The sequence below is a fragment of the Pseudomonas sp. PDM19 genome, assembly GCF_014852215.1.
Classification (GTDB): Bacteria; Pseudomonadota; Gammaproteobacteria; order Pseudomonadales; family Pseudomonadaceae; genus Pseudomonas.
The window spans coordinates 747437-773662 of the sequence record NZ_JACVBG010000005.1 but is presented as its reverse complement, the minus strand read 5'-3'; the positions used below and the strand labels follow the sequence as shown (position 1 = coordinate 773662).

Below are 26226 nucleotides of genomic sequence, written 5' to 3'. Positions count from 1 at the left end.
AGGGCGCCCTAGCGCGCCCCGAGCCTTCCCCCGCTTTCCAGCTCAAGCAGGTTGAGCAGGTACTGGCCGCAGTAGCCCAGGTCCTGTTCGATGGCTTTGCGCGCGCCTGCGCCATCGCCACGCTCCAGCGCCTGCAGGGTGTCTTCGTGGAAGTCGTTCAGGCGCAGCGACAGGTCGGCCTCGGTGAACAACCGGTTGAAGAAGGGCCCGACCTGCAGCCACAGCGCCTCGATCATGCGCAGCAGCGTGGGATTGCCGCAGGCACGGTAGAGCGTCAGGTGGAACCGGCTGTTGGCCTCCAGGTAGCCGTGGACGTCGCGGGCGTTCAGCGCGATTTCCATGCGCTCGGTGCAATCGCGCAGTACCGCCATGTCGGCGGGCTTCAGGTGCCTGGCCGCGTCTTCCACCGCCAGCCCCTCCAGGGATTGCCGCACCTGCAGGATCTGCAGGTAGCGCTCGCGGGTCATGACCGGCACCCGTAGCGAGCGCTGCGGCTCGCCCTCCAGAGCGCCCTCGGCCACCAGCCGTTGCAGGGCCGCGCGCACCGGCATCGGGCTGGTGCCCCACTCATCGGCCAGGTCGCGGATCTTGAGCCGCTCGCCGGGTTGGAAGCGCCCGCTCAACAAGGCCTGGCGCAGGTTCTGGTACAGCTGTTCCTGAAGGTTGTCGGCCATCGTGATTCACTCCCGGCCGGCCGGCGGCGCCGGCAGTTGGGCGAAGGTCAGGCTGCAGTCGTGCTTCATCTTGCTTATCCCTTGTTCTCGATCAGACAGTTGCCGCCATCCACCACCAGCACTTCGCCGGTGATGTAGCTGGCTTCGGGCGAGGCCAGGAAGACGATGGCGGCCGCCACCTCTTCCGGTCGCCCGGAACGGCCGAGCGGCGTGCGCCGTCCGGCCTGGATTTCTTCCTCGCTGCTGGAGCCGGTGGCGATCCAGCCCGGAGCCACGCTGTTCACCGTCACCCCGCGACACGCCACTTCCAGCGCCAGCCCCATGCTCATGCCGAGCATCCCGGCCTTGGCCGCGCTGTAGGCCGATTCGCCCGGATTGCTGGCACGCACGCCGGTGGTGGAGCTGACATTGACGATGCGCCCGTAGCCGCGCTCCAGCATCCCCGGCAGCAGCGCGCGGGTGAGCAGGAAGGCGCTGGTCAGGTTGCGCGCCAGCGACAGGTTCCAGGTCGCCAGGTCCATCGCCGCCAGTTCGGCGAAGGGCTCCGGGCTGCCCTGCATGGCCATGCCGGCGTTGTTCACCAGCACGTCTACGCTTCCCCATTGCCCCTGCGCCCACTCGGCCAGGGCGCGGACGTCGCCTTCGCGGGTCAGGTCGGCGGGCAGCGCGCGGGCCTCGAAGCCCTCGGCGCGAAGCTCCTGCGCACGCAGCAGAACGCGCTCGCTGCTGGCGGTGAGCAGCAGCTTCACGCCGTTGCGCGCCAGCCGGCGGGCACTGGCGAAGCCGATGCCGGACTCGCTGCCAGCGCCGCTGACCAGGGCGACCTGGCCGGCCCAGGCGGACTCATTCGTGACATCTTTCATGGGCATCTTTTTGATCTGTGATCACAGAATTCGTTACAGGGCAGATTATCAGGCAGTCGACGCGCTGTATTGACATTTTTGTGATCACAAATGGAATATGTGCGAAATAACAAACGAGGTGTGCAACATGACCGCCAGCGGAATCGCCCAACAGGCCGTGGATATCTTCACCGCCCGCGAGCGCCAGCGCTTCCTGGAACAGAATCCCAAGTCCGTCGCCCTTGCCGAGCGTGCGCACAAGTCGCTGTACGCCGGTGTGCCGATGCACTGGATGGCCGACTGGTCCACGCCCTGCCCGCTGTTCGTCGAACGCGCCCAGGGCGCTCGCTTCTATGACGTGGACGGCCATGACTACGTGGACTTCTGCCTGGGCGACACCGGCAGCATGTTCGGCCATTCGCCGGCGCCGATCGCCCGCGCGCTCGCCGAACAAGGCGCACGCGGCCTGACCACCATGCTGCCCGGCGAGGACGCCGTTGTCTGCGGCGAACTGCTCGCCGCGCGCTTCGGCCTGCCCTACTGGCAGGTGACCGCCACCGCCACCGACTCCAACCGCTATGTGCTGCGCTGGGCCCGTGCGGTGACCAAGCGCAAGACCCTGCTGGTGTTCGATGGCTGCTACCACGGCACCGTCGACGATGTGATGGTGCGCTACCGCGACGGCGAGACCGTGCACCGCTCCGGCCTGGTCGGCCAGGCCTACGACCTGACCCAGCACAGCCGCTCCATCCCCTTCAACGACGTCGAGGCGCTGGAAGCCGCGCTGGCCCAGGGTGACGTCTGCGCCCTGCTGTGCGAGCCGGCGATGACCAACATCGGCATGGTCCTGCCCGACCCGGGCTTCATGCAGAAGTGCCGCGAGCTGACCCGCCAGTACGGCGCGCTGCTGATCATCGACGAAACCCACACCATCTCCACCAACATCGGTGGCTGCACGAAGCTGTGGAACCTCGACCCGGACTTCTTCGTGGTCGGCAAGCCGATCGCCGGCGGCGTCCCCTGCGGCATCTTCGGCTGCAGCGCGGAGATGGCCGAACGCATGGCCGCGTCGCGCAAGAGTGCCCAGGAAGACAGCCATGGCCACGGCCACAGCGGCATGGGCACCACGCTCTCGGCCAATGCCCTGGCCATGCACTGTATGCGCGCGAACCTGGAACAGGTGATGACCCAGGCGGCCTATGACCACATGCTGCCGCTGGCCAAGCGCCTGGCCGATGGCTTCCGCCGACTGATCGCCAAGCACGGCCTGAAGTGGTCGGTGACCGAGCTGGGCGCACGCAGCGAGTTCCAGTTCTGCCCCGTCTCCCCGCGCACCGGCGCCGAGGCCGAAGCGGCCTTCCACGACGAGCTGCAGATGGCCCTGCACCTGTACCTGATCAACCGCGGCATCCTGATCACGCCGTTCCACAACATGACCCTGTGCTGCCCGGACACCACCGCCGCCGACGTGGATCGCCTGATAGAGACCCTCGATGCGGGCATCACCGAGCTGCTGGCGATCCCCGGCGCGCGCGAGGCCTGATCGCCTGCCACCTGCAGGAGCGGACGTGGTTCGCTCCTGCCAAAAGAACAATCCGGCGCCGAGCGCCACCGAGGACCACCATGCAATTCGCCGATCGACAGGAAGCCGAAGCCTTCCTCGCCGCCCACCCGGACGTGCGCAGCATCGAACTCTTCATCATCGACTCCAACGGCATCCCGCGCGGCAAGCTGCTGCACCGCGACGAGCTGCTGGCGATCTACGACAACGGCCGCCCGCTGCCCAGCTCGATCCTCGCGCTGACCGTGCAGGGCGAAGACGTCGAAGGCACCGGACTGGTCTGGGAAGTGGCCGACGCCGACTGCTGGACCTACCCCCTGCCCGGCAGCCTGACCCTGCAACCCTGGCGCACCAGCCCCACCGGCCAGTTGCAGGTGAGCATGCACCCGACCCAGGGCCTGCCCGCCACCCCGGCCGACCCGCGCCAGGCGCTGTCCCGCGTGGTCGACCGGCTGAAGGCCGACGGTTTGCACCCGGTGATGGCGGTGGAGCTGGAGTTCTACCTGCTGGACAAGCAGCGCGACGCCAACGGCCGCCCGCAGCCGGCGGTGCAGATGAACGGCATCCGCCCGGAAGCGCCGCAGGTCTATGGCGTCTATGAACTGGAACAGCTGCAGCCATTCCTCGACGATCTTTATGCTGCCTGCGAAGTCCAGGGCCTGCCGGTACGCACGGCGATCTCCGAGTACGCACCGGGCCAGGTCGAGCTGACCCTGGAGCACCGCTTCGACGTCATGCAGGCTATCGACGAAGGCGTGCGCTACAAGCGCCTGGTGAAGGGCGTGGCGAACAAGCACGGGTTGCAGGCCTGCTTCATGGCCAAGCCGTTCGGCGACCGCGCCGGCTCCGGCATGCACCTGCACGTCAGCCTCGCCGACGAGCAGGGCAACAACCTCTATGCCAGCGATCTTTCTGACCTTGAGAGCAGTCACGGCACCGAACTGCTGCGCCACTCCATCGGCGGCATGATGGCCCGCCTGCTGGATTCGCTGGCAATCTTCTGCCCCAACGCCAACTCCTTCCGCCGCTTCCAGGCCAACAGCTACGCGCCGCTGGCCAAGAGCTGGGGCGTGAACAACCGCACCGTGTCGTTCCGCGTACCTGGCGGTCCGGCGAAAAGCCGGCACATCGAGCACCGCATCTGCGGCGCCGACGCCAACCCGTACCTGGCGGCAGCGGCGATCCTCGCGGCCATCCACGAAGGCATCCGCGAGCAGATCGATCCGGGCGCGCCCATCGTCGGCAACGGCTACGAGCAGGCCACCGAGTTCCTCCCCACCGACTGGCTCACCGCGCTGCGCGCACTGGAAGCCTCCACCTGGGCCCGCGAGGCGCTGGGCGAGGAATTCCTCAAGGTGTTCCTGGCGATCAAGTGGGAGGAGTACCGCCAGTTCATGGGCGAGGTCGGCGAGCAGGACTGGCGCTGGTACCTGCATCACGCCTGATTCGTGCGGCAATACGGCGAATAACGCGAAGCGTTATCCGCCGCCAGGCCCACGCTTCGCAGCACCCCCACTGACACACGACAGCCTTACGAAAAATTTACCCTGTCAGACTGAAGAATCTGGTCTTTTCTTGGTCTGTAATTGCACGGGGCGCAGATGCGCCCCGTGGTCAAAGCGGCGCCGCCGGTACTGCCTGCCGGCCGCCGTCCTCTCTCAGGCAGGGAGAACCCGTAGACAATGAGCACTCCTGTCGTACTGATCACCGGCGCTGCCGGTGGCCTCGGAAAAGCCATCGCCAAACGTTTCGCCCAAAGCCACTGGCGCATCGCCGCAACCGACGTGGACAAAGCCGGCCTGCATGCGCTCAACGCCCAGGTTCCGCTGGACGCCACCGCCGTCGGCGACCTGCGACGCGCCGACAACTGCCACAGCCTGGTTTCCGACATCCTCGCCCGCACCGGCCGCCTCGACGCCCTGGTGAACGCCGCCGGCGTCTGGCGCGAAGGCCCGGTGGAAGACTTCAACGAGGACGACTTCGACCTGGTCATGGGCGTGAACCTCAAGGCCGCCTTCTACATGTGCCAGGCGGCGACGCCGTATCTCAAGGAAAACCACGGCTGCATCGTCAACATCTCCAGCGACTCCGGCCGCCAGGCCTATCGCGGCTCCGCGGCGTACTGCGCGAGCAAGGCGGCGCTGACCATGCTCACCCGTACCCTGGCGCTGGAACTGGCCGAGTCCGGCGTGCGGGTCAACGCCATCTCCCCGGCGGATATCGCCACGCCGATGCTCGACTACCAGGCCGAGCGCTATGGCCAGGGCAACCCGGACAGCTACAAGCGCGCCTTGCTGAAGGATTACCCACAGGGCAAGGCGTCGCGCTTCATCCGCCCCGAGGAAGTCGCCGAGCTGGTCTGGTACCTGTGCAAACCGGAATCCGAAGCCATCACCGGCGCGGACCTGGCCATCGACTTCGGCCTCTCCGCCGGGCGCTGAGCCGGCAGATAGACGGACGGGCGGCCAGGGGTCGCCCGTTTTCGTTTGGGGCGTTGATCGAACGACAGACATGCCATTGGTAAATGGCCCACTGGTGCCGGACGCCAATCGGCGGTATAGAAAAAACTGTGTCGCCTGCCGCGCTTTGGTTGTCCAGAGTTAGGCCCTTTCCTTTTCCCAAGACAATTCCGAAGAGAATTCCATGGAACCTGGCAACCACCAGCTCAGCATGACCGTCCTGATGACCCCCGACATGGCCAACTTCTCCGGCAATGTCCACGGAGGCACCCTGCTCAAGTACCTCGACGAAGTCGCCTACGCCTGCGCCAGCCGCTACGCCGGCTATTACGTGGTGACCCTGTCGGTGGACCAGGTGATCTTCCGCCAGCCGATCCACGTCGGCGAACTGGTCACCTTCCTCGCCTCGGTGAACTACACCGGCCGCACCTCCATGGAGATCGGCGTGAAAGTGGTCACCGAGAACATCCGCGAGAAATCCGTGCGCCACACCAACAGCTGCTTCTTCACCATGGTGGCGCTGGACGATGACCGCAAGACCATCGAGGTGCCGCAACTGGTGCCGCAGACCAAGGACGAGAAACGTCGTTTCGCCCAGGCCCAGCAGCGTCGGCAGATTCGCCAGGAGCTGGAACAGCGCTACGCCGAGCTTCGCCACGAATGACGGACGTTCACGACATTTCCTGAAAAGAAATCCCTCGTGTCGCGGAAATTTCCCAATGCGTCAACAGGTTACCCTTGCGTGAAAGCAAGGTAGGAATCGATTACTACGCCTAGACTTTTCATACGCGGGTTTGCCCCCGTGACCCACCGTCGAGCGACCCGGTGCTGATGCGCAGTCCGGTCGCTCCCTGAGTGCCCGGAGCCCAGACCATGCATCACACCCCGCTACTGACCACCCTCGCCGTCGGCTTCGTGCTGGCCTTCGTCCTCGGCGCCCTGGCCAACCGCCTGCGCATCTCGCCGCTGGTGGGCTACCTGCTCGCCGGGGTGCTGGCCGGCCCCTTCACCCCCGGTTATGTCGCCGACCAGGCGCTGTCCACGGAGATCGCCGAACTGGGCGTGATCCTGCTGATGTTCGGCGTCGGCCTGCACTTCTCGCTGAAAGACCTGCTGTCGGTCAAAGCCATCGCCATCCCCGGTGCGGTGGTGCAGATCGGCGTCGCCACCCTGCTCGGCCTGGGTCTGGCCTGGATGATGGGCTGGAACTTCGGCGGCGGCCTGGTCTTCGGCCTCGCCCTGTCGGTGGCCAGTACCGTCGTGCTGCTGCGGGCGCTGGAGCAGCGCCAGCTGATCGACACCAAGCGCGGGCGCATCGCCATCGGCTGGCTGATCGTCGAAGACCTCGCCATGGTCCTCACACTCGTGCTGCTGCCGGCGCTGGCCGGCTCGCTGGGCGGCACCTCAGACGGCGGTGACGGCGGCCTGCTGATGCCGATCCTGCTGACCCTGGGCAAGGTCGCCGCTTTTGTCGCGGTGATGATCCTTGGCGGTCGCCGCTTCGTACCCTGGGTGCTGGAGCGCGTGGCCAAGACCGGCTCGCGCGAACTGTTCACCCTGGCCGTGCTGGCCATCGCCCTGGGCATCGCCTACGGCTCGGCGGTGATCTTCGGCGTGTCCTTCGCCCTGGGCGCCTTCTTCGCCGGGATGATCCTCAACGAGTCCGAGCTCAGCCACGAGGCCGCCGAGAACTCGCTGCCGCTGCGCGACGCCTTCGCCGTGCTGTTTTTCGTCTCCGTCGGCATGCTGTTCAACCCGGCGATCCTGATCCACGAGCCGCTGCCGGTGCTGGCGACCTTCCTGGTCATCGTCTTCGGCAAGTCGGTGGCGGCCTACGTCATCGTGCGCATGTTCGGGCACCCCAACAGCACCGCGCTGACCATCGCCGCGAGCCTGGCGCAGATCGGCGAGTTCTCCTTCATTCTGGTCGGCCTCGGCGTGACCCTGAACCTGCTGCCCGAAGCCGGCCGCGACCTGGTGCTGGCCGGCGCGATCCTGTCGATCCTGGTCAACCCGCTGCTGTTCATCGCCATCGACCGTCTGCAGGCGCGGCAGGAGCAGAAGGCCGAAGCCGAGCCGGGTGTGGTCCAGGTAGAGGCGCCGGACCTGCCGCCGCCGGTGCTGGAGCAGAACCATGCGATCCTCATCGGCCACGGCCGCGTCGGCGCGCTGGTCAGCGAGTGCCTGCGCAAGGACAGGATTCCGCTGGTGGTCATCGAGGACAAGCGCGAGAAGGCCGCCGAACTGCGCGAGCACGGTCTCTGCGTGGTGGTCGGCAACGCCGCCAACCCGGATGTCCTGACCCAGGCCAACATCACCTCGGCGCGCTGGCTGCTGATCGCCATCCCCAACGGCTTCGAGGCCGGGACGATTTCCAGCCACGCGCGGGCGATCAACCCGAACCTGGACATCATCGCCCGCGCCCACTTCGACGCCGAGGTGGACTACCTGGAGCAGAACGGCGCCAGCCTGGTGATCATGGGCGAGCGCGAAATTGCCCGTGGGATGGTCGAGCGGGTCGAGCGCGAGGGCGCCACGCCGGCGGCCAGCGACGATCACCTGCCCCAGTCGGCCTGACGCCATGCTGCGCCGACTCTACGACTGGACCATGCGCCTGGCGGGGCATCCGCGGGCGGAGCTGGCGCTGGGCGGGGTGACCTTCGCCGAAAGTTCGTTCTTCCCCATCCCGCCGGACGCGCTGCTGGTGCCCATGGTCCTGGCCAACCGGGCCAAGGCCTGGCGTTATGCGGCCATCTGCATCGTCAGCTCGGTGCTGGGCGGCATCGCTGGCTACTTCATCGGCCTGCTGCTGTTCGAGACGGTGGGCCAGGCGATCCTGGCCTTCTACGGCCTGCAGGAGAACTTCGCCGAGGTCGCCGAGCGCTACAACGAACTCGGCTGGCTGATGGTGCTGCTGGGCGGCGGCTTCACCCCGCTGCCCTACAAGCTGATCACCCTGACCAGCGGGGTCACCCAGCTGGACCTGGTGCTGTTCATCGCCCTCAGCGTGGTGGCGCGCACCCTGCGCTTCGCCGCCACCTGCGCCCTGCTGTTCTGGGCAGGACCTGCGCTGCGCGAAGCCATCGAGAAACGCCTCGGGCTGGCGTTCGGCCTGCTCACGGCGATGGTGGTGGGCGGGTTGCTGCTGGGCAAGTACATGCTCTGACACTGAGCCGTCTGCAGGAGCGTGCCATGCGCCCAATCGCGGGCGCGGCCCGCTCCTGCAGGGGAATATCGATGTGCGGCTCAAATCACCCCAGCTTCACCGCCTCGAACTTCACCCGCGGATGGGCAATGCGGTCCTGGGCGCGCACCAGCTCTAGCTCGTAGCTGCCGCAGGCCTGGGTTTCCAGCAGCACTTCATGCACGGCGGCGGCGCAGAATTCGAAGGCAGTGCGCAGGTCATCGCCCAGCAGCAGGCGGGCGAGGAACAACCCGGAGGTCAGGTCGCCCACGCCCACCGGTTGGCGCGGGAAGGCCAGCAGCGGGCGGCGCAGGTGCCAGGTCTCGTCGAGGGTCACCAGCAGCATCTCGAAAGCGTCCGCCGGCTTGCCCGGGTAATTCAGGTGCTTCACCAGGATCGCCTTCGGGCCGCGCACCAGCAGGCCGCGGGCCATCGCCGCGCAGTCTTCCAGGGAGGTCGGCTGGCGATCGCAGAAGCTGTCGAGTTCCAGTTGGTTCGGGCACAGGTAGTCGGCCACGGCGGCGGCTTCGTGGAGCAGGAACTCGCTGACCTCCGGGGCGACGATGCAACCCTTTTCCGGGTGGCCCATCACCGGGTCGCACAGGTACACGGCGCGCGGGTTGACCTCGCGGATGCGGCGCACCACTTCGAGGATCGAACGGCCCTGCGCCGCGCTGCCCAGGTAGCCCGAGAGCACCGCGTCGCAGTTGCCCAGCTCGCCGATGGCGGCGATGCCGTCCACCAACGCGGGAATCTGCTCCGGCGGCAGCACCTGCCCCGTCCAGTGGCCATACTGGGTATGGTTGGAGAACTGCACGGTGTTCAGCGGCCAGACGTTCACCCCGACGCGGCGCATGGGAAACTCGGCAGCGCTGTTGCCGGCGTGGCCGAAGACGACGTGGGACTGGATGGCGAGAACGTGGGGAGTGCGCGGCATAACGGTGTCCTGCTACAGAATGGGCCAGTATGGGGCGCAATTCACACGCTGTGAACATCCGCCCCTCGCCGCCCGACGGCGGAGTGAGTAAGCTGGTGCGCCGATTCCGAGGAAGCCGAAGTGGACCTGGGCAATCTTTTCATCTTCATGCTGGTTGTCGCGGGCGCCGCCTGGTGGTGGCGTGCCCATGGCATCCGCGAGCGTGCGCTGGCGCTGGCCAAGCAGCACTGCGCGCGCGAGGGCGTGGAGCTGCTCGATGACGCCATGGCCCTGCAGCGCTTCCGCTTCCAGCGCGACGGCCGCGGCAACCTGCGCCTGGCCCGCGAATACGCCTTCGAGTTCACCGCCACCGGGCAGGAACGCTACGCCGGTCGCATCGCCATGTTCGGCCAGCACCTGGGCCGCATCGAGCTGGCGCCCTTCCGCATGGAACCCGAACCGCGCATGCCGGTATCGCCGGTCGCCACCTTCCACCCCGCCGCCGCGCCGGTCGATGAGGACATCGTCGACGCCGTGTTCGACGACACCCCGCCGCCGCCGCGCCCCAGGGCCGAAGTCGTGCGCCTGGACGAATGGCGCCGCGCGCACCAGGACAAGAAGGTCGGCGACTAGAGCTGAGCGCGGATCTTCCTCCAGTCCTCGTCCACCGCCGCCGTCATCGCCTTGCGCAACAACCGGCAACGTCCGCGGTGCCAGAGTGACGTTCGCCGCCGTTGGTTGCGCCGGCAGTGCTCGAACAGCCAGTCCGGATCGAAACCGTCCCAGACGCCCGCCGTCACCCAGGTGTTGGCCCAGACCACCGGCGCCACTTCCAGGCGGTAGATGGCCTCCAACTCGTCCACGCTGAATCCGCTGATCGACAGGGTGCCCGCGATAGCGGCGCGCCCGCCTTCATCCAGCTCGGTGTCCAGCCATAGCTCGGACAGCGCCAGCCAGACGGACTCGCGGGCCGGGTCGTTCATTCGTGGCCCAGCAGGAAGCGCGACACGCGCGCGGCGCTGTCTTCGGGGAATTCCTGCATGAAGCAGTGGCCGCCATCGACACACTGGCCACTCACCACCGTGTTCGTCGCGCACCAGCGCGCCACGGACTTGGGCACGAACGGGTATGTGCGCTCGCCGAACAGCACCTGGGTCGGCGTCACCACCTTGGTCAGCGATGGCCACAGGCGCTTGGGGAAGGAGCTGAAGATTTCCGCCTCGCGGCTGGGCCGGCATTTCAGCTCGACACCCGCCTCGGTGCGCTTCATGGCGTTCTCCACATAGGCCCAGAGCGCTTCGTCGGTCCAGCCCTTGAAGATGCCGCGGCCGTGCAGGCCGGCGTACGCCGCCTCGCGGTCCGGCCACTGGCTGCGCCGCGAGCGCGCCTTCTGCACCATGGTGCGGCGCTTGTGCAGGCCGAGCACTTCGGAGAGCGCCATCACGCCGATCATCGCCGGGGTGAACAGCACCGGGTCGAGCAGCACCGCACGGCGGAACAGCTCGGGATGACGGCCGAGGATCAGGCTGGTGAGCACGCCGCCAAAGCTGTGCCCGGCGGCGTAATGCGGCACGTCACCGAATACTTTGCTGCCGGCCTGGAAGGCTTCCACCGCCATCTCGGCATTGCGGTTCCAACCGTGGAAGCGTCCGCCGTGGTCACTGTCGCCATGGCCCTGCACGTCGCACAGCCAGAGGTCGAAATCCTGCGCCAGGATTTTCAGCATCGGCTCGTAGGCACGGCCGCAGAAGCCATTGCCATGCAGGAAGTGCAGCAGCGGCTTGCCACTGGGCTCGCTGCGCCAGCCGCGCAGGGTGAAACCGGCGGACCCTTCGTGGGTCCAGGACGACAACTGCATCGAAGCTCTCCATCGGGATGCGGCAGTGTAGCGAGGCGGCGGGGCGCCGGACCAGCTCGCGGCCGTGCTATTGTCGCCAACCGTTGGTCGAACCCCGTCGAACATGTCGCCTACCCGCCCCCTTCGCCTGCTGCTGATCTGCCTGCTCCTGCTGGCCGGGCTGGTGCTGTCGGTGTTCTGGGCCGGCGAGAAGGCGCGGCACCGCGCGCTGCTCGCCGAGGCGGAAGCGGCCCATGAACAGCTCGGTCTCTATGCCAACTCCCTGCACACCCTGATCGAGCGCTTCCGCAGTATTCCCGCCGTGCTCGCGCTGGACCCGGAGCTGCGCGCGGCCATGCGCGGCCCGGTGACCGGCGAGCTGCAGCACCGGCTCAACCTCAAGCTGCAGGAAATCAACGGCGCGGCGCGCTCTTCCACTTTGGAGCTGCTGGACCACACCGGCCTTGCCGTGGCTGCCAGCAACTGGAACCTGCCGGTCAGCTACGTCGGCCACAACTACGGCTTCCGCCCCTACTTCCGCCAGACCATCGCCCAGGGCGCGGGGCGCTTCTATGCGGTCGGCGTGACCAGCGGGATTCCCGGCTACTTCCTGTCCAATGCCCTGCGCGACGACGACGGCACCTTCCTCGGCGCCATCGTGGTCAAGCTGGAATTCCCCGACCTGGAGCGGCAGTGGAGCCAGACCCCGGACGTGGTGCTGGTGAGCGACAGCAAGGGCGTGGTGTTCCTCGCCAACCACCCGCGCTGGCGCTACCGCGAGCTGATGCCGCTGGACGCCGTGGCCCGCGCCGAGATGGCCGACACCCGCCAGTACCACAAGCAGCCGCTCAGCGCGCTGCCGCACCGGACGCTGGAAACCCTCGGCGAGCACGCGCGCATGGTCCGTGTCGACGGCCAGGACATCAGCGGCGACTACCTCTGGCAATCGGTCGGCCTGCCGGAAGACGAGTGGACCCTGCACCTGCTGCGCAATCCCCATGGCGTGCAGTCCGACGTCACCAGCGCGCGGCTGGCCGCCGCCGGCGTCTGGCTGGCGCTGGTGTTCCTCGTGCTCTGGCTGCAACAGCGCCGCCGCCTGGCGCGCCTGCGCCAGCGCAACCAGGAAGAGCTGGAGCGCCTGGTCGAGCAGCGCACCGCCGCCCTGCGCACCGCCCAGGACGGCCTGGTGCAGGCCGCCAAGCTGGCCGCGCTGGGGCAGATGTCCGCCGCGCTGGCCCACGAGATCAACCAGCCGCTCACCGCCCAGCGCATGCAGCTGGCCAGCGTGCGCCTGCTGCTCGACGCCGGCCGCCAGGACGACGCCCGCGCCGCGCTGGTGCGGGTCGATGAGCTGCTCGAGCGCATGGCCGCACTCACCGGTCACCTGAAGACCTTCGCCCGCAAGACGCCCGGCGGCCTGCGCGAACGCATCGAGCTGGGCCACGTGATCGAGCAGGCCTTGCAGCTGCTGGCCGTGCGCATCCGCAGCGAAGGCGTGGAGATCAGCCAGGACCTCGACCTGCCCGCCTGGGTGCTGGGCGATGCGATCCGCCTGGAGCAGGTGCTGGTCAACCTGATCCGCAACGCCCTCGATGCGGTGGCCAATACCGCCCCGCCGCAGATCCGCCTGACCCTGCGCCGCGATGGCGAGCACTGGTGCCTGGAAGTCGCCGACAACGGTCCCGGCATCGACGAAGCCCATCTGGCCAGCGTCTTCGACCCCTTCTTCACCACCAAGCCGGTGGGCGAAGGACTGGGCCTGGGGCTGGCGGTATCCTATGGCATCGTCCACGAACTTGGCGGGCGCCTCGACGCCGCCAACCAGCCCACCGGCGGCGCGCTGTTCCGCCTGAGCCTGCCGGCCGCCAGCGAAGAAAGAAGACCATGAGCGAGACCATCCTCTTCGTCGACGACGAAGCCGCCATCCGCGACGCCGTGCAGCAATGGCTGCAACTCTCCGGCTTCGAGGTGCGCCTGTGCAGCAGCGCCGACGAGTGCCTGAAGAGTGTGTCCCGCGAGCTGCCCGGCGTGGTCATCAGCGATGTGCGCATGCCCGGCACCGACGGCCTGGCCCTGCTCGAACGCCTGCAGCAGATCGACCGCGACCTGCCGGTGATCATGGTCACCGGCCACGGCGACGTGCCCATGGCGGTGCAGGCGATGCGTCAGGGCGCCTACGACTTCATCGAGAAGCCCTTCACCCCCGAACGCCTGCTCGACAGCCTGCGCCGCGCCCTGGAGAAACGCCGGCTGGTGCAGGAGAACCGCCAGCTGCGTGAACAGGCGGCGCTCAAGGACCAGATCGAATCGCGCCTGCTCGGCGTCTCGCGCCCAATGGAAACCCTGCGCCGGCAGATCATGGCGCTGGCCGGTACGCCGGTGAATGTGCTGATCCGCGGCGACACCGGCAGCGGCAAGGAACTGGTCGCACGCTGCCTGCACGACTTCGGCCCACGCGCCGGCAAGCCCTTCGTCGCGCTGAACTGCGCGGCGATTCCCGAGCAGTTGTTCGAGACCGAACTGTTCGGCCACGAAAGCGGCGCCTTCACTGGCGCCCAGGGAAAACGCATCGGCAAGCTGGAGCACTCCAACGGCGGCAGCCTGTTCCTCGACGAGATCGAGAGCATGCCGCTGGCCCAGCAGGTGAAGCTGCTGCGCGTGCTGCAGGAACAGCAACTGGAGCGCCTTGGCTCGAACCAGAGCATCAAGGTTGACCTGCGGGTAATCGCCGCGACCAAGCCCGACCTGCTCGAGGAAGCCCGCGCCGGGCGTTTCCGCGAGGACCTCGTGTACCGCCTGAACGTCGCCGAGCTGCGCCTGCCGCCGCTGCGCGAACGCCGCGAGGACATCCCGCTGCTGTTCGAGCACTACGCGCTGCTGGCCAGCGAGAAATTCGGCCGCGAAGCCGCGCCGCTCTCCGCCAGCGAACTGGCCCGCCTGCTCGCCCACGACTGGCCGGGCAACGTACGCGAACTGGCTAACGCCGCCGAGCGCCACGTGCTCGGCCTGGACCGCGCCGAGCTGCCGATCGAGCCCGCCGGAAATGGCCTGTTCGAACGCATGGAAGCCTACGAGGCGCAGTGCATCCGCCAGGCGCTGGGCCAGTGCAAGGGCGACATCAAGGCGGTGATGGAGCTGCTCGGCCTGCCGCGCCGCACCCTCAACGAGAAGATGCAGCGCCACGGGCTGAGCCGCGGGGATTACCTTGGCGAAGACTGAGCCGCCGGGCGCGCGAAGAACCAGCCAGTGCTCAGGCGGGTCAGCGGCCAGAGCAAAACCAGGCAGACGACCGCCGGCAACACGGCATAGCGCTGCAGCTCGGCGGGATCGTTGTAGTTCAGCGCAGTGAAGGTAAGCAGCGCCGAGCACAGCACCACGCAGACACTCCAGATCAGCCACAGCACCAGTGCCGCCGCGAGCACCCGACCGGCCGCGAAGCGTTCGCGCCGCGCACCGAGCGCGCCTCTGGCTGCCATCAGAACCACCGCGAAGGGCACAGCACTGCTGAGGAACTGGAACAGCGGCTGCCAGTAGTCCCCTTCGCTGTAGAGCATCATCAGGGACGACGCAAGGGTCGAGGCCACTTTGTACAGCACGGTGCTGAAACACAGGGCGATGCCCAGTGCGACCTGCCAGCCCGCCAAGCTCAGCTGCACCTTCCCGAGCACCCGCTCCGAACGCGAGCGCGCCAGCCGGAGCACCAGCCACAGCGGCAGCAGGCAGGTCAGCAGAAGATTCAGCACGCCGCTGGCTTGGGTGTAGAGGAACATCCAGAACTGGCGCCCCGGCTGCAGCCTCATCCAGTCGAACAGGGAAGAGTTGAAGTGGGCCAGGACACCGTTGAGCACTATGCTGGCGAGCAAGTACAACGCACCATAGCCCAGCAGCAGCGCCCACATCGGGCGAAAGCCCAGCAAGCCGTGGCGCTCTCGCTGATCGTGCACCAGCAGCAGGACGGCGCAGCAGTCGAACAGCAGGCTGCCCACCGTATTGGAAATCATCATCGGCATGTAGCGCAGCTGAAACGATGCCGTTGCGGCGAACCATATCCAGCCGATGCTGACGGCCAACAACAACAGGGTCGCGAGAATCTGAATGGCGATAAAGGAATAGGGCTGGCGGAAAGTCGAAACCGGCATGGCTTGGGATGACAGCGGTGCGGTGAGCTGAGCCAGGGGTGGAGCAAAGGGATTTTCAGCAGTCATGGGTCGGCATCCTTGTCGAGTCCGGGGCTGTATTGACGCGGCCTACAGCCTATCAGCCCTTACCCGGCACGCCAGCGGTTTATCCACAGACATAAAAAAAGGCCGCTGAAAGCAGCGGCCTTGAGACGGACATCGATCTGGAGCAATCAAGAATCGACGTCGGGAAGCTTGCCGGCGGTGAGGCCGGTAACGGCGAGGCTGGAAAGCCGCGCTGTTGGGTCAAGTATATTGACCAAATAGACAGGAATACAGGTCACTGGCCGCGAAAGACTGTTTCAGAATCTGTAACAGTCAGCTGGCCGCTGTGAAAACGCAGGCAAAAAAAACGCCGCATGTCTTATGCGGCGCAAGGTGTTGAGAAGCCCGGCTCACGCACCGAGCCTCCCGGGGGAAGCGGCCGATCAGGAATCGGCGTTGCTGCCAGCGGCGGCCTTGGCGGTCTGCTCGGCGGACTGGGCCTGCTGCTGGGCAATCACTGCTTCGTTGGCCTTGACCATCTTGTCGGTCATCAGGCGCGATTCTTCGGCGAAGCTCAGCTGAGTGAAGGACAGCGAGCAGACGGACAGCAGGGCAGCAACATAAAGCGAACGGGACATGACGGTGATCCTTTCTGAACACCCGATTGGTCGGGGTTGATGAAAGGTTACGGCGCAACAGTCCCTCGAAAAATAGCTAGCTAACCAACAAAGCATTGCCTAAAAAGCAACAATCCGTGCCGATCGTCCGAGAACGCCGGTATAGAGCGGCTGCGGCGATCCGCCACGCTAGCCCTTTGCCTTATGCCCAGTTGACGGGATCGTTGAGCGCTGCTTCGTCTTCCTCGAATACCCGCGGCAGCTCCGCCTTGAGGAATTCGACCCAGGTGCGGATCTTCGCGTCGAGGAAGCGCCGCGACGGGTACAGCGCGTAGATCTGCCGCACATGCAGGCTGTGCCGGGGCAGTACGCGTACCAGCGAACGCCGGCGCAGCGCGGGTGCGGCGACGTAGCTGGGCAGCAGGCAGATGCCCATGCCGGCGGCGGCGGCGCCGGTCAGCGCCTCGGCGACGTTGACCATGAAGGTGTCGCGCGGGCGGATCACGCTTTCCTCGTTGCCCTCCTCGAAGGCCCAGCCTTCGGGGAAGGTCGGGTCCTGCAGGCGCAGGCACTGGTGCTGGTGCAGGTCGGCGACGCTGGTCGGGGTGCCGCGCCGCTTGAGATACTCGGGGCTGGCGCAGAGCACGCTGTAGATGGTGCCCAGGGTCTGGGCGACGAACTCGGAGTCGGGCAGCTCGCGGTCGCGGGTGATCACCACGTCCTGGCCTTCCTCGAGGATGTCCGGTTGGCGCTGGGCCAGGGTCAGCTCGATGTAGACCTCGGGGAAGGACTCGCAGTAGCGCGAGATCAGCGGGATCAGGTGCTGCTGGCCCAGCCCGGTGAGCGAGTGCACACGCAGGCGACCGCGCGGGTTCAGATGCGCGCCACTGGCTTCGGCCTGGGCTTCATCGACATCGGCGAGGATTTCCCGGCAGCGCAGCAGGTAGCGCTCACCGGTTTCGGTCAGCGCCAGGCGTCTTGTCGTGCGGTGCAGCAGGCGCGCTTCGAGCTGGGCTTCGAGGTCGGAGACCACCCGCGAGACCTGGGCTGTGGATAACCCCAGGGCGTTGGCGGCGGCGGTGAAACTGCCGGCATCCACCACCCGGACGAATGCCCGCATCGCGTGAAGTACGTCCATGCTTCCCCCTGCCTGTTGATCTCGTCGTAGGCGCCTGTAGGAGACGACAACCATTGTTGTCCGCGCCGCAAAACTGAATCGCAGTATAGGGTCGTTTTTTGCCGATTGTTACCACGTATAGTGCCGGACAAGTCGCTGCAGCAACGTTGGGCATACCAGGCTCATCGTACGGCCGCCGATACACCAATCGACGGTCCTCTCCCCCGCGCATACCTGGCTGCAGCGACTGACTCTTTCTCCAGGGGCGGTCATCTTCGGATGACCGCCCTTTTTCATGTCTGCAGGAGCGCGCCATGCGCGCGATCGCGGGCATGGCCCGCTCCTACAGGGTGAATCCGCGGCCCAACCGAGGAAGCCTCAGCGCGGCAGCGGGTACAGACGCTCGTCGAACTGCTCCAGGCGCACGAATTCCAGCGGCTGGTCGCCGTCCAGGTTCTGCAGGCGATCCTGGTACTGGCGCAGGAAGTCCTGGCGCGCCTCGTTGCTGATGTAGGGCACGTGCCAGGCCACGAAGGGTGGCAGCACGCTCATGCCGGTGTAGGCCAGGGTGCCACGCAGGATCGGCCGCAGCATGTCTTCCAGCGGGCCGTGGATGGCGCCGTCGCCGAACATGTGGTCGCGCCCGCCGAGGGTCACGCTGACCAGCGCCTTCTTGCCGGCCAAGCCGCCCTGGTCGTAGAAGCGCTTGCCGCCGTAGCAGATGCCCGAGACCAGCACGCGGTCGAACCAGCCCTTGAGGATGGCCGGCGCGGAGAACCAGTAGATCGGGAAGTTGAAGATCACCAGATCGGCCCAGAGCAGCTTGTCCAGCTCGGCCTGGATGTCGGCGGCGATGGTCCCGGCCTTGGCGCCTTCGCGCTGCTCCAGGGCGTAGACCAGGTACTCGGGGTTGGCGCGGGCGCCGAAGTCGGCGGCGCTGGCCACCGGGTTCCAGTTCATTGCGTAGAGGTCGGAGACCTGCACTTCATGGCCCTGGCCGCGCAGGGTTTCCTCGGCGAGCTGGTACAGCGCGGTGCTGAAAGATTGCGGTTCGTTGTGGGCGTGGACGATCAGTACGTTCATGTGGATTCCTGACAAGTCGGTGAGCGGCACAGCCCTCACCCCAGCCCTCTCCCGGAGGGAGAGGGGGTCTGTTTAAAGCTGGATGGCCTTGAGCTCGACGAACTCGTGCAGTCCCTGCTCACCCCATTCGCGGCCGTTGCCGGACTGCTTGTAGCCACCGAACGGCGCCCGGTAGTTGAAGGCACCGCCGTTGACGAAGCATTGGCCGGCGCGCATCTGCCGGGCGAGTCGCAGGCCATCTTCGCGGTCGCCCGCCCAGACGGCGCTGGACAGGCCGAACGGCGAGTCGTTGGCGATGGCGATCGCCTCGGCCTCGTCGGCGTAGGGAATCAGGCACAGCACCGGGCCGAAGATTTCTTCGCGGGCGATGCGCATCTGGTTGTTCACGCCGGCGAAGATCGTCGGCTGCACATAGTGCCCGCGCTCCAGATGAGCCGGACGCTCGGCGCCGCCACAGACCAGCTGCGCGCCCTCTTCCTGGCCGACGCGGATGTAATCGAGCACGGTGCGACGCTGGCCGCCCGAGCACATCGGGCCGAGGAAGCTGTCGGCATCCAGCGGATCGCCCATCTTCAGCGCGAGGGTTTCGGCGCGGGCGATTTCCACAGCTTCGGCATAGCGATGGGCCGGCAGCAGCATGCGCGTCAGCGCGGTGCAGGTCTGCCCGGAGTTGATCATCACGTCCTGCACGCCGTGGCGCACGGCGGTGGCCAGGTCAGCATCGGCGGTGATCAGGAAGGGCGACTTGCCGCCCAGCTCCAGGCACACGCGCTTGACCGTCGGCGCCGCGGCTTCGGAGACCTTGACGCCCGCACCGGTGGAGCCGGTGAAGGACACCATGTCCACGTCCGGGTGCCGCGCCAGGGCTTCGCCGACCTTGGAGCCGGGGCCGCTGACCAGGTTGAACACGCCGGCCGGCAGGCCGATGGCGTGGATCATGTCGGCCAGCAGGAAGGCGTGCAGCGGAGTGTCCTGACTCGGCTTGACCACCACGGTGCAGCCGGCGGCGAGGGCCGGGGCGAGCTTGCCGATCAGCTGGTGCAGCGGGTAGTTCCAGGGGTTGATGAAAGCGCAGACGCCCACCGCCTCCTTCACGATCAGCGAGTTGCCGACCTCGCGCACTTCGTCCATGTGCGCAGCCATCGCGGCGTAGCTTTCCAGGCCCTCGATGGGCCCGTCGACCTGCACCATGCGGCACCACTGGATGGGCATGCCCAGCTCGGCGGTGATCAGCGCGGCCATTTCGTCGGCGCGGTTCTTCAGTTGCTCGGCGAGCGCGCGGATATAGCCGGCGCGCACCTGGGACGGGGTCTGCGACCAAGCCGGGAAGGCACGGCGGGCAGCGTCCACCGCGCGGTTCACGTCGCCTTCGCCACCCAGCGGCACACGGCCGACGCATTCCTCGGTAGCCGGGTTCTGCACCTCGGCCATGCCCTGCCCCTGCGGCGCCACCCAGGCGCCATCGATGTAGAGCTGTGTACGCTCACGCATAGCGTTTTTCCTTCAGCAGTTCGGCGGCGCACAGGGCGATGCGGCGGCAGGCTTCGCGCAGCGGTTCGGCGCCGAGCACCAGGCCGAGACGAATGTGCCCGGCGGCGCTGGGGCCGAAGGCTTCGCCGGCCAGCACGGAGACGCCGTGGCGGTCCAGCAGCAGATCGGAGAAGTCCTGGGCGGAGAGCCCGGTGGCGCGAATATCCACCATCACGAACATGCCGCCGTCCGGGCGCAGGGCGCGCACGCCGACGCAGTCGGCGAGGCAGTCGAGCACCAGGTCGCGGCGCTGGCGGTAGGCTTCGCGCATGGCTTCCAGTTCCGGCAGCCTGGCTTCCAGCGCAGTGCAGGCGGCGTCCTGGATGAAGTCCGGCGAACCGTAGAGCATGCACAGGGCGAGGTTTTCCAGGTGCGCGCAGAGCTCCTGCGGGCCGACCACCCAGCCCACGCGCCAGCCGGTCATGGCGTGGGATTTCGACAGGCTGTTGAGGGTCGCGGTGCGCCCGGCCATGCCCGGCAGGCTGGCGGGGCTGATGTGCTCACCGTCGAACAGCAGCTCGCTGTAGACCTCGTCGGAAATCATCCACAGGTCGTTGCTGATGCACAGCTCGGCCAGCGCTTCCCAGGTGGCGCGCGGCAGGCTGGCACCGGACGGGTTGTGCGGGCTGTTGATCGCCAGCGCGCGGGTGCGCGGGGTGATCAGCGCGGCGACGTCCTCGGCCTGCACGCGGAAGCCGTGCTCGGAGCGCACCGACACCGGGATGACCTTGGCGCCGCAGGCGCCGAACACCGCTTCGTAGGTGACGTACATCGGCTCGGCGACGATCACCTCGTCGCCCGGATTGAGCACGCACTGCGCCACGGCATACAGCGCGCACTGGGCGCCGGCCAGCACGACCACGTCATCACTGGTGACGGCCTGGCCGCTGCGCTGGCTGTGGCGGCGGGCGATGGCTTCGCGCAGCGAGCGCTTGCCGCGCACGTCGGCGTAGTGGGTGTTGCCGGCCAGCAGGCTGTCGATGGCCGACTGCACGATGGGCACCGGCGTGTCGAAGTCCGGGTCGCCCACCGACAGCAGCAGGATGTCGTCGCCCTGCTCCATGCGCGCCAGGGCGCGGTAGTGGATGTCCCAGGCAGCGGCGCCGTCGCCGGCGATGCGTTGGGTGAAGTTCGAGTAGCGCATGCTGTGCTTCCTTCAAGGTACCGGAGCCCGTGAGCTCCGGCGGGTGCAACGGGTCCTACTGGGCGCAGGCGTGTTTCAGCTCGATCAGGGTGACGCCCGGATGGGCGAAGCCGGTGCGCAGGTCGCGCTCCAGTTCGTCCAGGCTCTGCGGCTGGCGCATCTCGCAACCGTAGGCGCGGCCGAGCAGGGCGAAGTCCGGATTGCGTGGCAGGACGCCGATGGGCTCGATGTCCAGGCCGATCATGTCGTCGCGGATCTGCCCCAGCGCATCGTTGTTCCACAGCAGCACCACCAGCGGGCTGTCCAGCTCCTCGGTGGCGGTGGCCAGTTCCTGCGCGGTGTAGAGGAAGCCGCCGTCGCCGACCAGCACCAGGCCGGGACGCTCAGGCGCGCCGAACTTGGCGCCGATACCGGCGGGTACGCCGTAGCCGAGGGTGCCGTAGCCGGTGGGGTGCAGCCAGCCGCGCGGTGCCTTGCTCGGGTAGAGGTAGTTGGCGGTGTAGGCCAGCTGGGTCATGTCGCTGGCGATGAAGGCGTTGTCCGGCAGGACCTTGGCGATGCGTTCCAGGATCGACTTGTGGATAAGTTGCAGCGGCGCATGGCCGCCGTCGATCTGCGCACGCAGTTCGGCGATGCGCGACTGCGCTTTCGCCGCATCCCGGCTCGCGCTCGGCAGCGCGGCGAGCAGCGCCTCGGCGGTGGCCTTCGAATCGCCCAGCAGCGCCACGGCGCTCGGGTAGAAGTCGTTGAACTTGCGCGAATCGACGTCGACGCGGATCACCTCGCCGGTGACCGGCAGGCGGTCGCGCCAGAAGTCGGTGTCGGCCATTTCGGTGCCGATGGCCAGGACCACATCGGCCTCGGCGATCATGTCCCAACCGGCCTGGGTGCACAGGGTCGCACCCGCGGCGAGCGGCGCTTCCGGCGCCAGCAGGCCCTTGCCGGCGACGCTGGTGAACAGCGGCGCGGCCAGGCGCTCGCTGAGCGCGGCCAGGGAATCGGCGGCATGCAGCGCGCCGCCGCCGGCGATGATCATCGGGCGCTTTGCAGCCTGGAGCTTATCCACAGCCTGCTTGAGCGCTTCGCTGCTGGGCTGGCCACGGCCGGCGCGGCGCACCACTTCGTGGGTCCAGTCGCGGGCGACCGGGTTGGCCAGCACATCCAGCGGCACGGAGATGTGCACCGGGCGCGGGCGCTCGCTGTCGAACACGGCGTAGGCGCGGGCGATCAGCTCGGGCAGGTCTTCGGCGCTCAGGGCGACGGCGGAAAAAGCGGTGATCGGCGCGGTCATGGCGCGCTGGTCCTGGGTCTCGTGCAGGCAGCCCCAGCCCTTGCCCAGGCTGGCGGTGTGGTTGACGCTGGAAATCACCAGCATCGGGATCGAGTCGGCGTAGGCCTGGCCGATGGCGGTGGCGGCGTTGGTCACCCCCGGCCCGGTGATGATGAAGGCCACACCCGGCTTGCCGCTGACGCGCGCATAGCCGTCGGCCATGAAGCCGGCGCCCTGTTCATGGCGGGTCAGCACATGACGGATGCCGCTGCCGGGCAGGCCACGGTACAGCTCCAGGGTGTGCACACCGGGAATGCCGAACACGGTGTCGACGCCGTAGTTGGCCAGCAGGCGTACCAGGGCCTGGCCGCCGGTGAGGGTCTTGTCGTTTTGCATGAACGATCTCCCGAACTGTTCTTCGGCGGATAACCGCAAGCGGTTACTCGCCCTACTCGTTGGGGCCAACGCCGAGTGTCCGGCGTGCGCCGCTTTTGCTCCCTCTCCCGCAAGCGGGAGAGGGAGCGTTCGTGTTCTTCCTTCAGGTCCTGCTGCCGATCACTCGGCGGTGCGGATCAGCGCATCCACCGCCACGGCGCCATCGGCGTCCGCCAGCAGCGGGTTCACGTCCAGTTCCAGCAGGTTGTCCACGTGCTCGCAGGCGTAGTCGGCGACGGCGCGTATCGCCTCTACCAGCGCCTCCAGGTTCACCGCCGGGCGACCGCGGAAGCCGGTGAGCAGCGGCGCGCTGCGCAGGCCCAGCAGGGCGTCGCGGATCGCCGCGTCGTTGGTCGGCAGCAGCAGGCTGCGGCTGTCCTTGAGCAGCTCGACGAGGATGCCGCCGGCACCCAGCACCAGCGCCAGGCCGAAGCCGTTCTCGCGCTTGATGCCGACGATCAGCTCGGCCAGTGGCGGATTGGCCATGCGCTCCAGCAGCACCTGGTCGAAGGGCACGCCGGGGGCGTGGCGGGCGATGTTCTCGCGCATGTCGAACAGCACGGCTTCCAGCGCCGCCTCGTTGCGCAGGTTGAGCGCCACGCCGCCGGCCTCGGTCTTGTGCGGCAGTTGCGCGCTGACCACTTTCAAGGCCAGCGGGAAGCCGACATCGGCGGCCGCTTCGCGGGCCTGGGTCGGCGTGCTCAGGGCGGCGCGCGGCAGCGGCAGGCCGAAGGGTTTCAGCGCCTGCTTGGATTGCCACTCGTCCAGCAACCGGCCTTCGCTGTCCAGCGCCTGCGGGCAGAGCGGTACCAGCGCGGCTTCGCCACGGGCCAGCAGCGCTTCGCGGCGCTGCCGGTAGTGAGCGATGCGACCCCAGGCGGCGAGGCCGTCTTCCACGCCTTGCAGCGCGGCGACGCCGTGGGAATGCAGCAGTTCGCGGGCATGTCTGGGCAGCAGCTCGGGCAGCGCGGAGGCGATGAAGCCGACCTTGTCGTGGCGCTTCAATGCCGCGCAGTACAGCTCCAGCAGCAGGTCACACTGCGGGCGCTCGCCGGTATCCTCGCCGGGGTAGTCCAGCACCAACAGGGCGGCATCGGCCGGGGTCTGCAGGGCGCTGTCGAGCATACGGTCGAGCGCCGGGCCATCGCCCCAGATGGCGGTGGTGAAGTCCAGCGGGTTGGCGATGTTGGCGTAGTCCGGCAGTACCTGGGCCAGTTCGGCGCGCTGCGCGTCAACCAGCTTGGGCAGGCTCAGACCGTTGCGCTCGGCGTAGTCGGCGATCAGCCCGGCATCACCACCGGAGCAGGCCAGCGCGGCGAGGCTGGGGCCGGCCGGCAGGTTGCCGCAGGCGGCGGCCTTCAAGGTTTCGATGAAGCTCACCGGGCCGCTGACGCGGATCACCCCGAGGCGGTCGAACAGCGCGTCGTACAGCGCGTCGGAGCCGGCCAGGGAGCTGGTGTGGCTGAGCGCGAGTTCGGCGCCGATCTCGGAAACGCCGGTCTTCAGGGCGATCACCGGGATGCCTTTCTGCAGCGCCTTGAAGGCCGCGCGGGCAAAGCCGGGGACGTTCTTCAAGCCTTCCAGGTGCAGGCCGATGGCGGTGACGCGCGGCTCGTCGAGCAGCACGTCCATCAGTTCGGCCACGCCCAGTTGCGCCTGATTGCCCACCGAGGCCATGTAGGCGATGGGCAGCGAGCGGTCGCTCATGGACAGGTTGTAGGCGAAATTGCCGCTCTGGGTCAGCACCGCCACGCCCTTCTCCACCAGGTGCCCGCCGTGGGCCACCGGCCACAGCGCGGAGCCGTGCAGGTAGTCGAGCAGGCCGTAGCAGTTGGGGCCGAGCAGGGCCATGTCGCCGGCGCTGGCGAGCAGGCGGCGCTGCAGGGCTTCGCCCTCGGCGCCGGTCTCGGCGAAGCCGGAGGCGTAGCAGATGGCGCCGCCGGCGTCCCTGGCGGCCAGTTCGGCGACGGCCTGCAGGGTCAGGTCACGGTTGGTGGCGACGAACACCGCATCCGGCCCTTCGGGCAGCTCGGCAATGCTGCGTACACAGGGCACGCCTTCGAGTTCGTCGTATTGCGGGTTGACCAGCCACATCGGGCCGGCGAAGCCGCCTTCGGCGCAGCGCTTGAGCGCGCGCGCCATGCTGCGACCGCCAATGAAGGCCAGGTGCCGGGGCGCCAGCAGGCGCTGGAGGTTTTCGCGTTTCATCGCACGGGCCTCAACGCAGCAGCGGACGCAGCAGTTCGCGGGAAATGATGTGGCGCTGGATTTCCGAGGTGCCTTCCCAGATGCGCTCGATGCGCGCATTGCGCCAGATGCGTTCCACCGGACCTTCGTCCATCAGGCCCATGCCGCCGAATATCTGCACGGTCTCGTCGGCGACCTTGCCCAGCACCTCGCTGGCGAACAGCTTGGCCATGCCGGCCTCGCCGTCGGTCATGCTGCCGCGGTCCATCTTCCAGGCGGTGTGCAGGGTCATCAGCTCGGCGGCGCGAATCTGCGTGGCCATGTCGGCGAGCTTGAAGGAGATACCCTGGTAGCTGCCGATGGCCGCGCCGAACTGCTTGCGGTCGGCCGACCACTGCAGCGCCAGGTCCAGCGCGCGCTGGGCCTGGCCGACGCAGTTGGCGGCGACCATCACGCGGCCGGCGGTGAGCCAGGCGTTGGCCACTTCCCAGCCCTTGTCGACTTCGCCGAGGACCTTGGAAGCCGGCACGCGGCAGTCGTCGAAGAAAATCTCGTAGGTGTGGTAACCCTTGTTGCTCACGCATTTCGGGCCACGGCGCACGGTCATGCCGGCGGTGCCCTTGTCCACCAGGAAGGCGGTCACGGCGTTGCGCTTCTTGCCGTTGCGCTCGAAGGTGTCGGTGACCGCGAAGACGATGGCGAAGTCGGCGTGGCCGGCATGGCTGATGAAGTGCTTGGAGCCGTTGATCACGAAGTCCTCGCCATCACGCACGGCGCGGGTCTTGATCGAGTTGGCGTCGGAGCCGGCGCCCGGTTCGGTGAGGGCGAAGCAATCGATCTTCTCGCCTTGTACCACCGGCAGCAGGTAGTCCTGGATCTGCTCGCCCTTGCACGCCATGAGGATCTTCGAGGGCCGCGCGACGAACACGTGCAGCGCCCAGGACACCTTGGACAGCTCGCGCTCGACCAGCGCCTGGGACAGGTAGTCCAGGCCGCCGCCGCCGACTTCCTCGGGCATGTTGAAGGCGTAGAAGCCGGCTGCCAGGGCCTTGCCGCGAATCTTCGCGGCCAGCTCCGGGGACACCGCGTCGGCGCGGTCCACTTCTTCCTCGTAGGGCAGCAGTTCTTTCTCGACGAAAGCCTTGACCGCCTCGACGAGCATTTCCTGTTCCTGGGTCAGTTGGAAGTCCATCACATCACCTGCAGC

General features: G+C 67.5%; 23 protein-coding genes. 9 read left to right on the top strand and 14 right to left on the bottom strand.

Annotation, left to right across the window (positions count from 1 at the left end; genetic code table 11):
• Positions 1–8: 8 nt before the first annotated feature.
• Together IB273_RS29990 and IB273_RS29985 are read right to left on the bottom strand one after the other, a co-directional pair.
• Positions 9–674, bottom strand: coding sequence for a GntR family transcriptional regulator (locus tag IB273_RS29990; protein ID WP_081519073.1), 666 nt, complete (start codon positions 672–674; stop codon positions 9–11).
• Positions 675–748: 74 nt separating this feature from the next.
• On the bottom strand, positions 749–1537 hold the full coding sequence (locus IB273_RS29985) for an SDR family NAD(P)-dependent oxidoreductase (protein ID WP_192225695.1): 789 nt from the start codon (positions 1535–1537) through the stop codon (positions 749–751).
• A 127-nt stretch (positions 1538–1664) separates the two neighbouring features.
• Here IB273_RS29985 and IB273_RS29980 point away from each other — a divergent pair, with 127 nt between their 5' ends.
• The 6 genes from IB273_RS29980 to IB273_RS29955 all read left to right on the top strand — a co-directional run bounded on the left by IB273_RS29980 (position 1665) and on the right by IB273_RS29955 (position 8702).
• A complete protein-coding gene (locus tag IB273_RS29980; protein WP_192225694.1) occupies positions 1665–3059 on the top strand; it encodes an aspartate aminotransferase family protein in 1395 nt (464 codons plus the stop codon).
• 80 nt (positions 3060–3139) lie between these two features.
• Complete coding sequence (locus IB273_RS29975) at positions 3140–4522, top strand: glutamine synthetase family protein (RefSeq protein WP_192225693.1); 1383 nt, start codon at positions 3140–3142, stop codon at positions 4520–4522.
• Positions 4523–4759: 237 nt separating this feature from the next.
• Positions 4760–5518: an SDR family NAD(P)-dependent oxidoreductase gene (locus IB273_RS29970; protein ID WP_045213936.1), complete on the top strand. Its 759-nt coding sequence runs from the start codon at positions 4760–4762 to the stop codon at positions 5516–5518.
• A gap of 202 nt (positions 5519–5720) precedes the next feature.
• The gene (locus IB273_RS29965; protein ID WP_081519069.1) at positions 5721–6200 is read left to right on the top strand and encodes an acyl-CoA thioesterase; all 480 of its coding nucleotides are present in this window, start codon (positions 5721–5723) and stop codon (positions 6198–6200) included.
• 209 nt (positions 6201–6409) lie between these two features.
• Positions 6410–8113, top strand: coding sequence for a YbaL family putative K(+) efflux transporter (ybaL, locus tag IB273_RS29960; RefSeq protein WP_192225692.1), 1704 nt, complete (start codon positions 6410–6412; stop codon positions 8111–8113).
• A gap of 4 nt (positions 8114–8117) precedes the next feature.
• Complete coding sequence (locus IB273_RS29955; RefSeq protein WP_024766834.1) at positions 8118–8702, top strand: YqaA family protein; 585 nt, start codon at positions 8118–8120, stop codon at positions 8700–8702.
• 85 nt (positions 8703–8787) lie between these two features.
• Here IB273_RS29955 and pdxY read toward each other — a convergent pair whose 3' ends face one another.
• Positions 8788–9657 (bottom strand): pyridoxal kinase PdxY, encoded by an 870-nt coding sequence (gene pdxY / locus IB273_RS29950; protein ID WP_081519067.1) that lies wholly within the window; start codon positions 9655–9657, stop codon positions 8788–8790.
• Positions 9658–9777: 120 nt separating this feature from the next.
• Between pdxY and IB273_RS29945 the strand changes: the two genes are divergently transcribed.
• The gene (locus IB273_RS29945; RefSeq protein ID WP_081519066.1) at positions 9778–10269 is read left to right on the top strand and encodes a DUF3301 domain-containing protein; all 492 of its coding nucleotides are present in this window, start codon (positions 9778–9780) and stop codon (positions 10267–10269) included.
• Here the strand turns inward: IB273_RS29945 and IB273_RS29940 are convergent.
• Positions 10266–10619, bottom strand: a complete 354-nt coding sequence (locus IB273_RS29940; RefSeq protein WP_151188790.1) for a hypothetical protein — start codon at positions 10617–10619, stop codon at positions 10266–10268. The two genes, IB273_RS29945 and IB273_RS29940, sit on opposite strands and share 4 nt — an antisense overlap.
• On the bottom strand, positions 10616–11494 hold the full coding sequence (locus tag IB273_RS29935; RefSeq protein ID WP_192225691.1) for an alpha/beta fold hydrolase: 879 nt from the start codon (positions 11492–11494) through the stop codon (positions 10616–10618). Before IB273_RS29935 ends, IB273_RS29940 begins: the two co-directional genes overlap by 4 nt.
• Before the next feature lie 103 nt (positions 11495–11597).
• Between IB273_RS29935 and IB273_RS29930 the strand changes: the two genes are divergently transcribed.
• The gene (locus IB273_RS29930) at positions 11598–13361 is read left to right on the top strand and encodes a sensor histidine kinase (protein WP_081519063.1); all 1764 of its coding nucleotides are present in this window, start codon (positions 11598–11600) and stop codon (positions 13359–13361) included.
• On the top strand, positions 13358–14692 hold the full coding sequence (locus tag IB273_RS29925) for a sigma-54-dependent transcriptional regulator (RefSeq protein ID WP_151188792.1): 1335 nt from the start codon (positions 13358–13360) through the stop codon (positions 14690–14692). Before IB273_RS29930 ends, IB273_RS29925 begins: the two co-directional genes overlap by 4 nt.
• Here IB273_RS29925 and IB273_RS29920 read toward each other — a convergent pair.
• From IB273_RS29920 to IB273_RS29880, 9 genes are all read right to left on the bottom strand, one after another.
• The gene (locus IB273_RS29920; RefSeq protein ID WP_192225690.1) at positions 14674–15678 is read right to left on the bottom strand and encodes a hypothetical protein; all 1005 of its coding nucleotides are present in this window, start codon (positions 15676–15678) and stop codon (positions 14674–14676) included. The genes IB273_RS29925 and IB273_RS29920 overlap by 19 nt on opposite strands.
• Positions 15679–16079: 401 nt before the next feature.
• Positions 16080–16274, bottom strand: a complete 195-nt coding sequence (locus tag IB273_RS29915; RefSeq protein ID WP_045213909.1) for a hypothetical protein — start codon at positions 16272–16274, stop codon at positions 16080–16082.
• Positions 16275–16455: 181 nt separating this feature from the next.
• On the bottom strand, positions 16456–17391 hold the full coding sequence (locus IB273_RS29910; RefSeq protein ID WP_081519060.1) for a LysR family transcriptional regulator: 936 nt from the start codon (positions 17389–17391) through the stop codon (positions 16456–16458).
• A 357-nt stretch (positions 17392–17748) separates the two neighbouring features.
• A complete protein-coding gene (locus IB273_RS29905; RefSeq protein WP_192225689.1) occupies positions 17749–18453 on the bottom strand; it encodes an NAD(P)H-dependent oxidoreductase in 705 nt (234 codons plus the stop codon).
• A 72-nt stretch (positions 18454–18525) separates the two neighbouring features.
• Complete coding sequence (locus IB273_RS29900) at positions 18526–19944, bottom strand: aldehyde dehydrogenase family protein (RefSeq protein ID WP_192225688.1); 1419 nt, start codon at positions 19942–19944, stop codon at positions 18526–18528.
• Complete coding sequence (locus IB273_RS29895; RefSeq protein WP_192225687.1) at positions 19937–21127, bottom strand: pyridoxal phosphate-dependent aminotransferase; 1191 nt, start codon at positions 21125–21127, stop codon at positions 19937–19939. Before IB273_RS29895 ends, IB273_RS29900 begins: the two co-directional genes overlap by 8 nt.
• Positions 21128–21182: 55 nt before the next feature.
• Positions 21183–22793: a 5-guanidino-2-oxopentanoate decarboxylase gene (locus tag IB273_RS29890; RefSeq protein ID WP_192225686.1), complete on the bottom strand. Its 1611-nt coding sequence runs from the start codon at positions 22791–22793 to the stop codon at positions 21183–21185.
• 159 nt (positions 22794–22952) lie between these two features.
• On the bottom strand, positions 22953–25040 hold the full coding sequence (locus IB273_RS29885; RefSeq protein WP_192225685.1) for an acetate--CoA ligase family protein: 2088 nt from the start codon (positions 25038–25040) through the stop codon (positions 22953–22955).
• Positions 25041–25050: 10 nt separating this feature from the next.
• Positions 25051–26211 carry an acyl-CoA dehydrogenase family protein gene (locus IB273_RS29880; protein WP_138213566.1) on the bottom strand — a complete coding sequence of 387 codons (1161 nt, stop codon included), beginning with the start codon at positions 26209–26211 and terminating at the stop codon, positions 25051–25053.
• Positions 26212–26226: the final 15 nt, after the last annotated feature.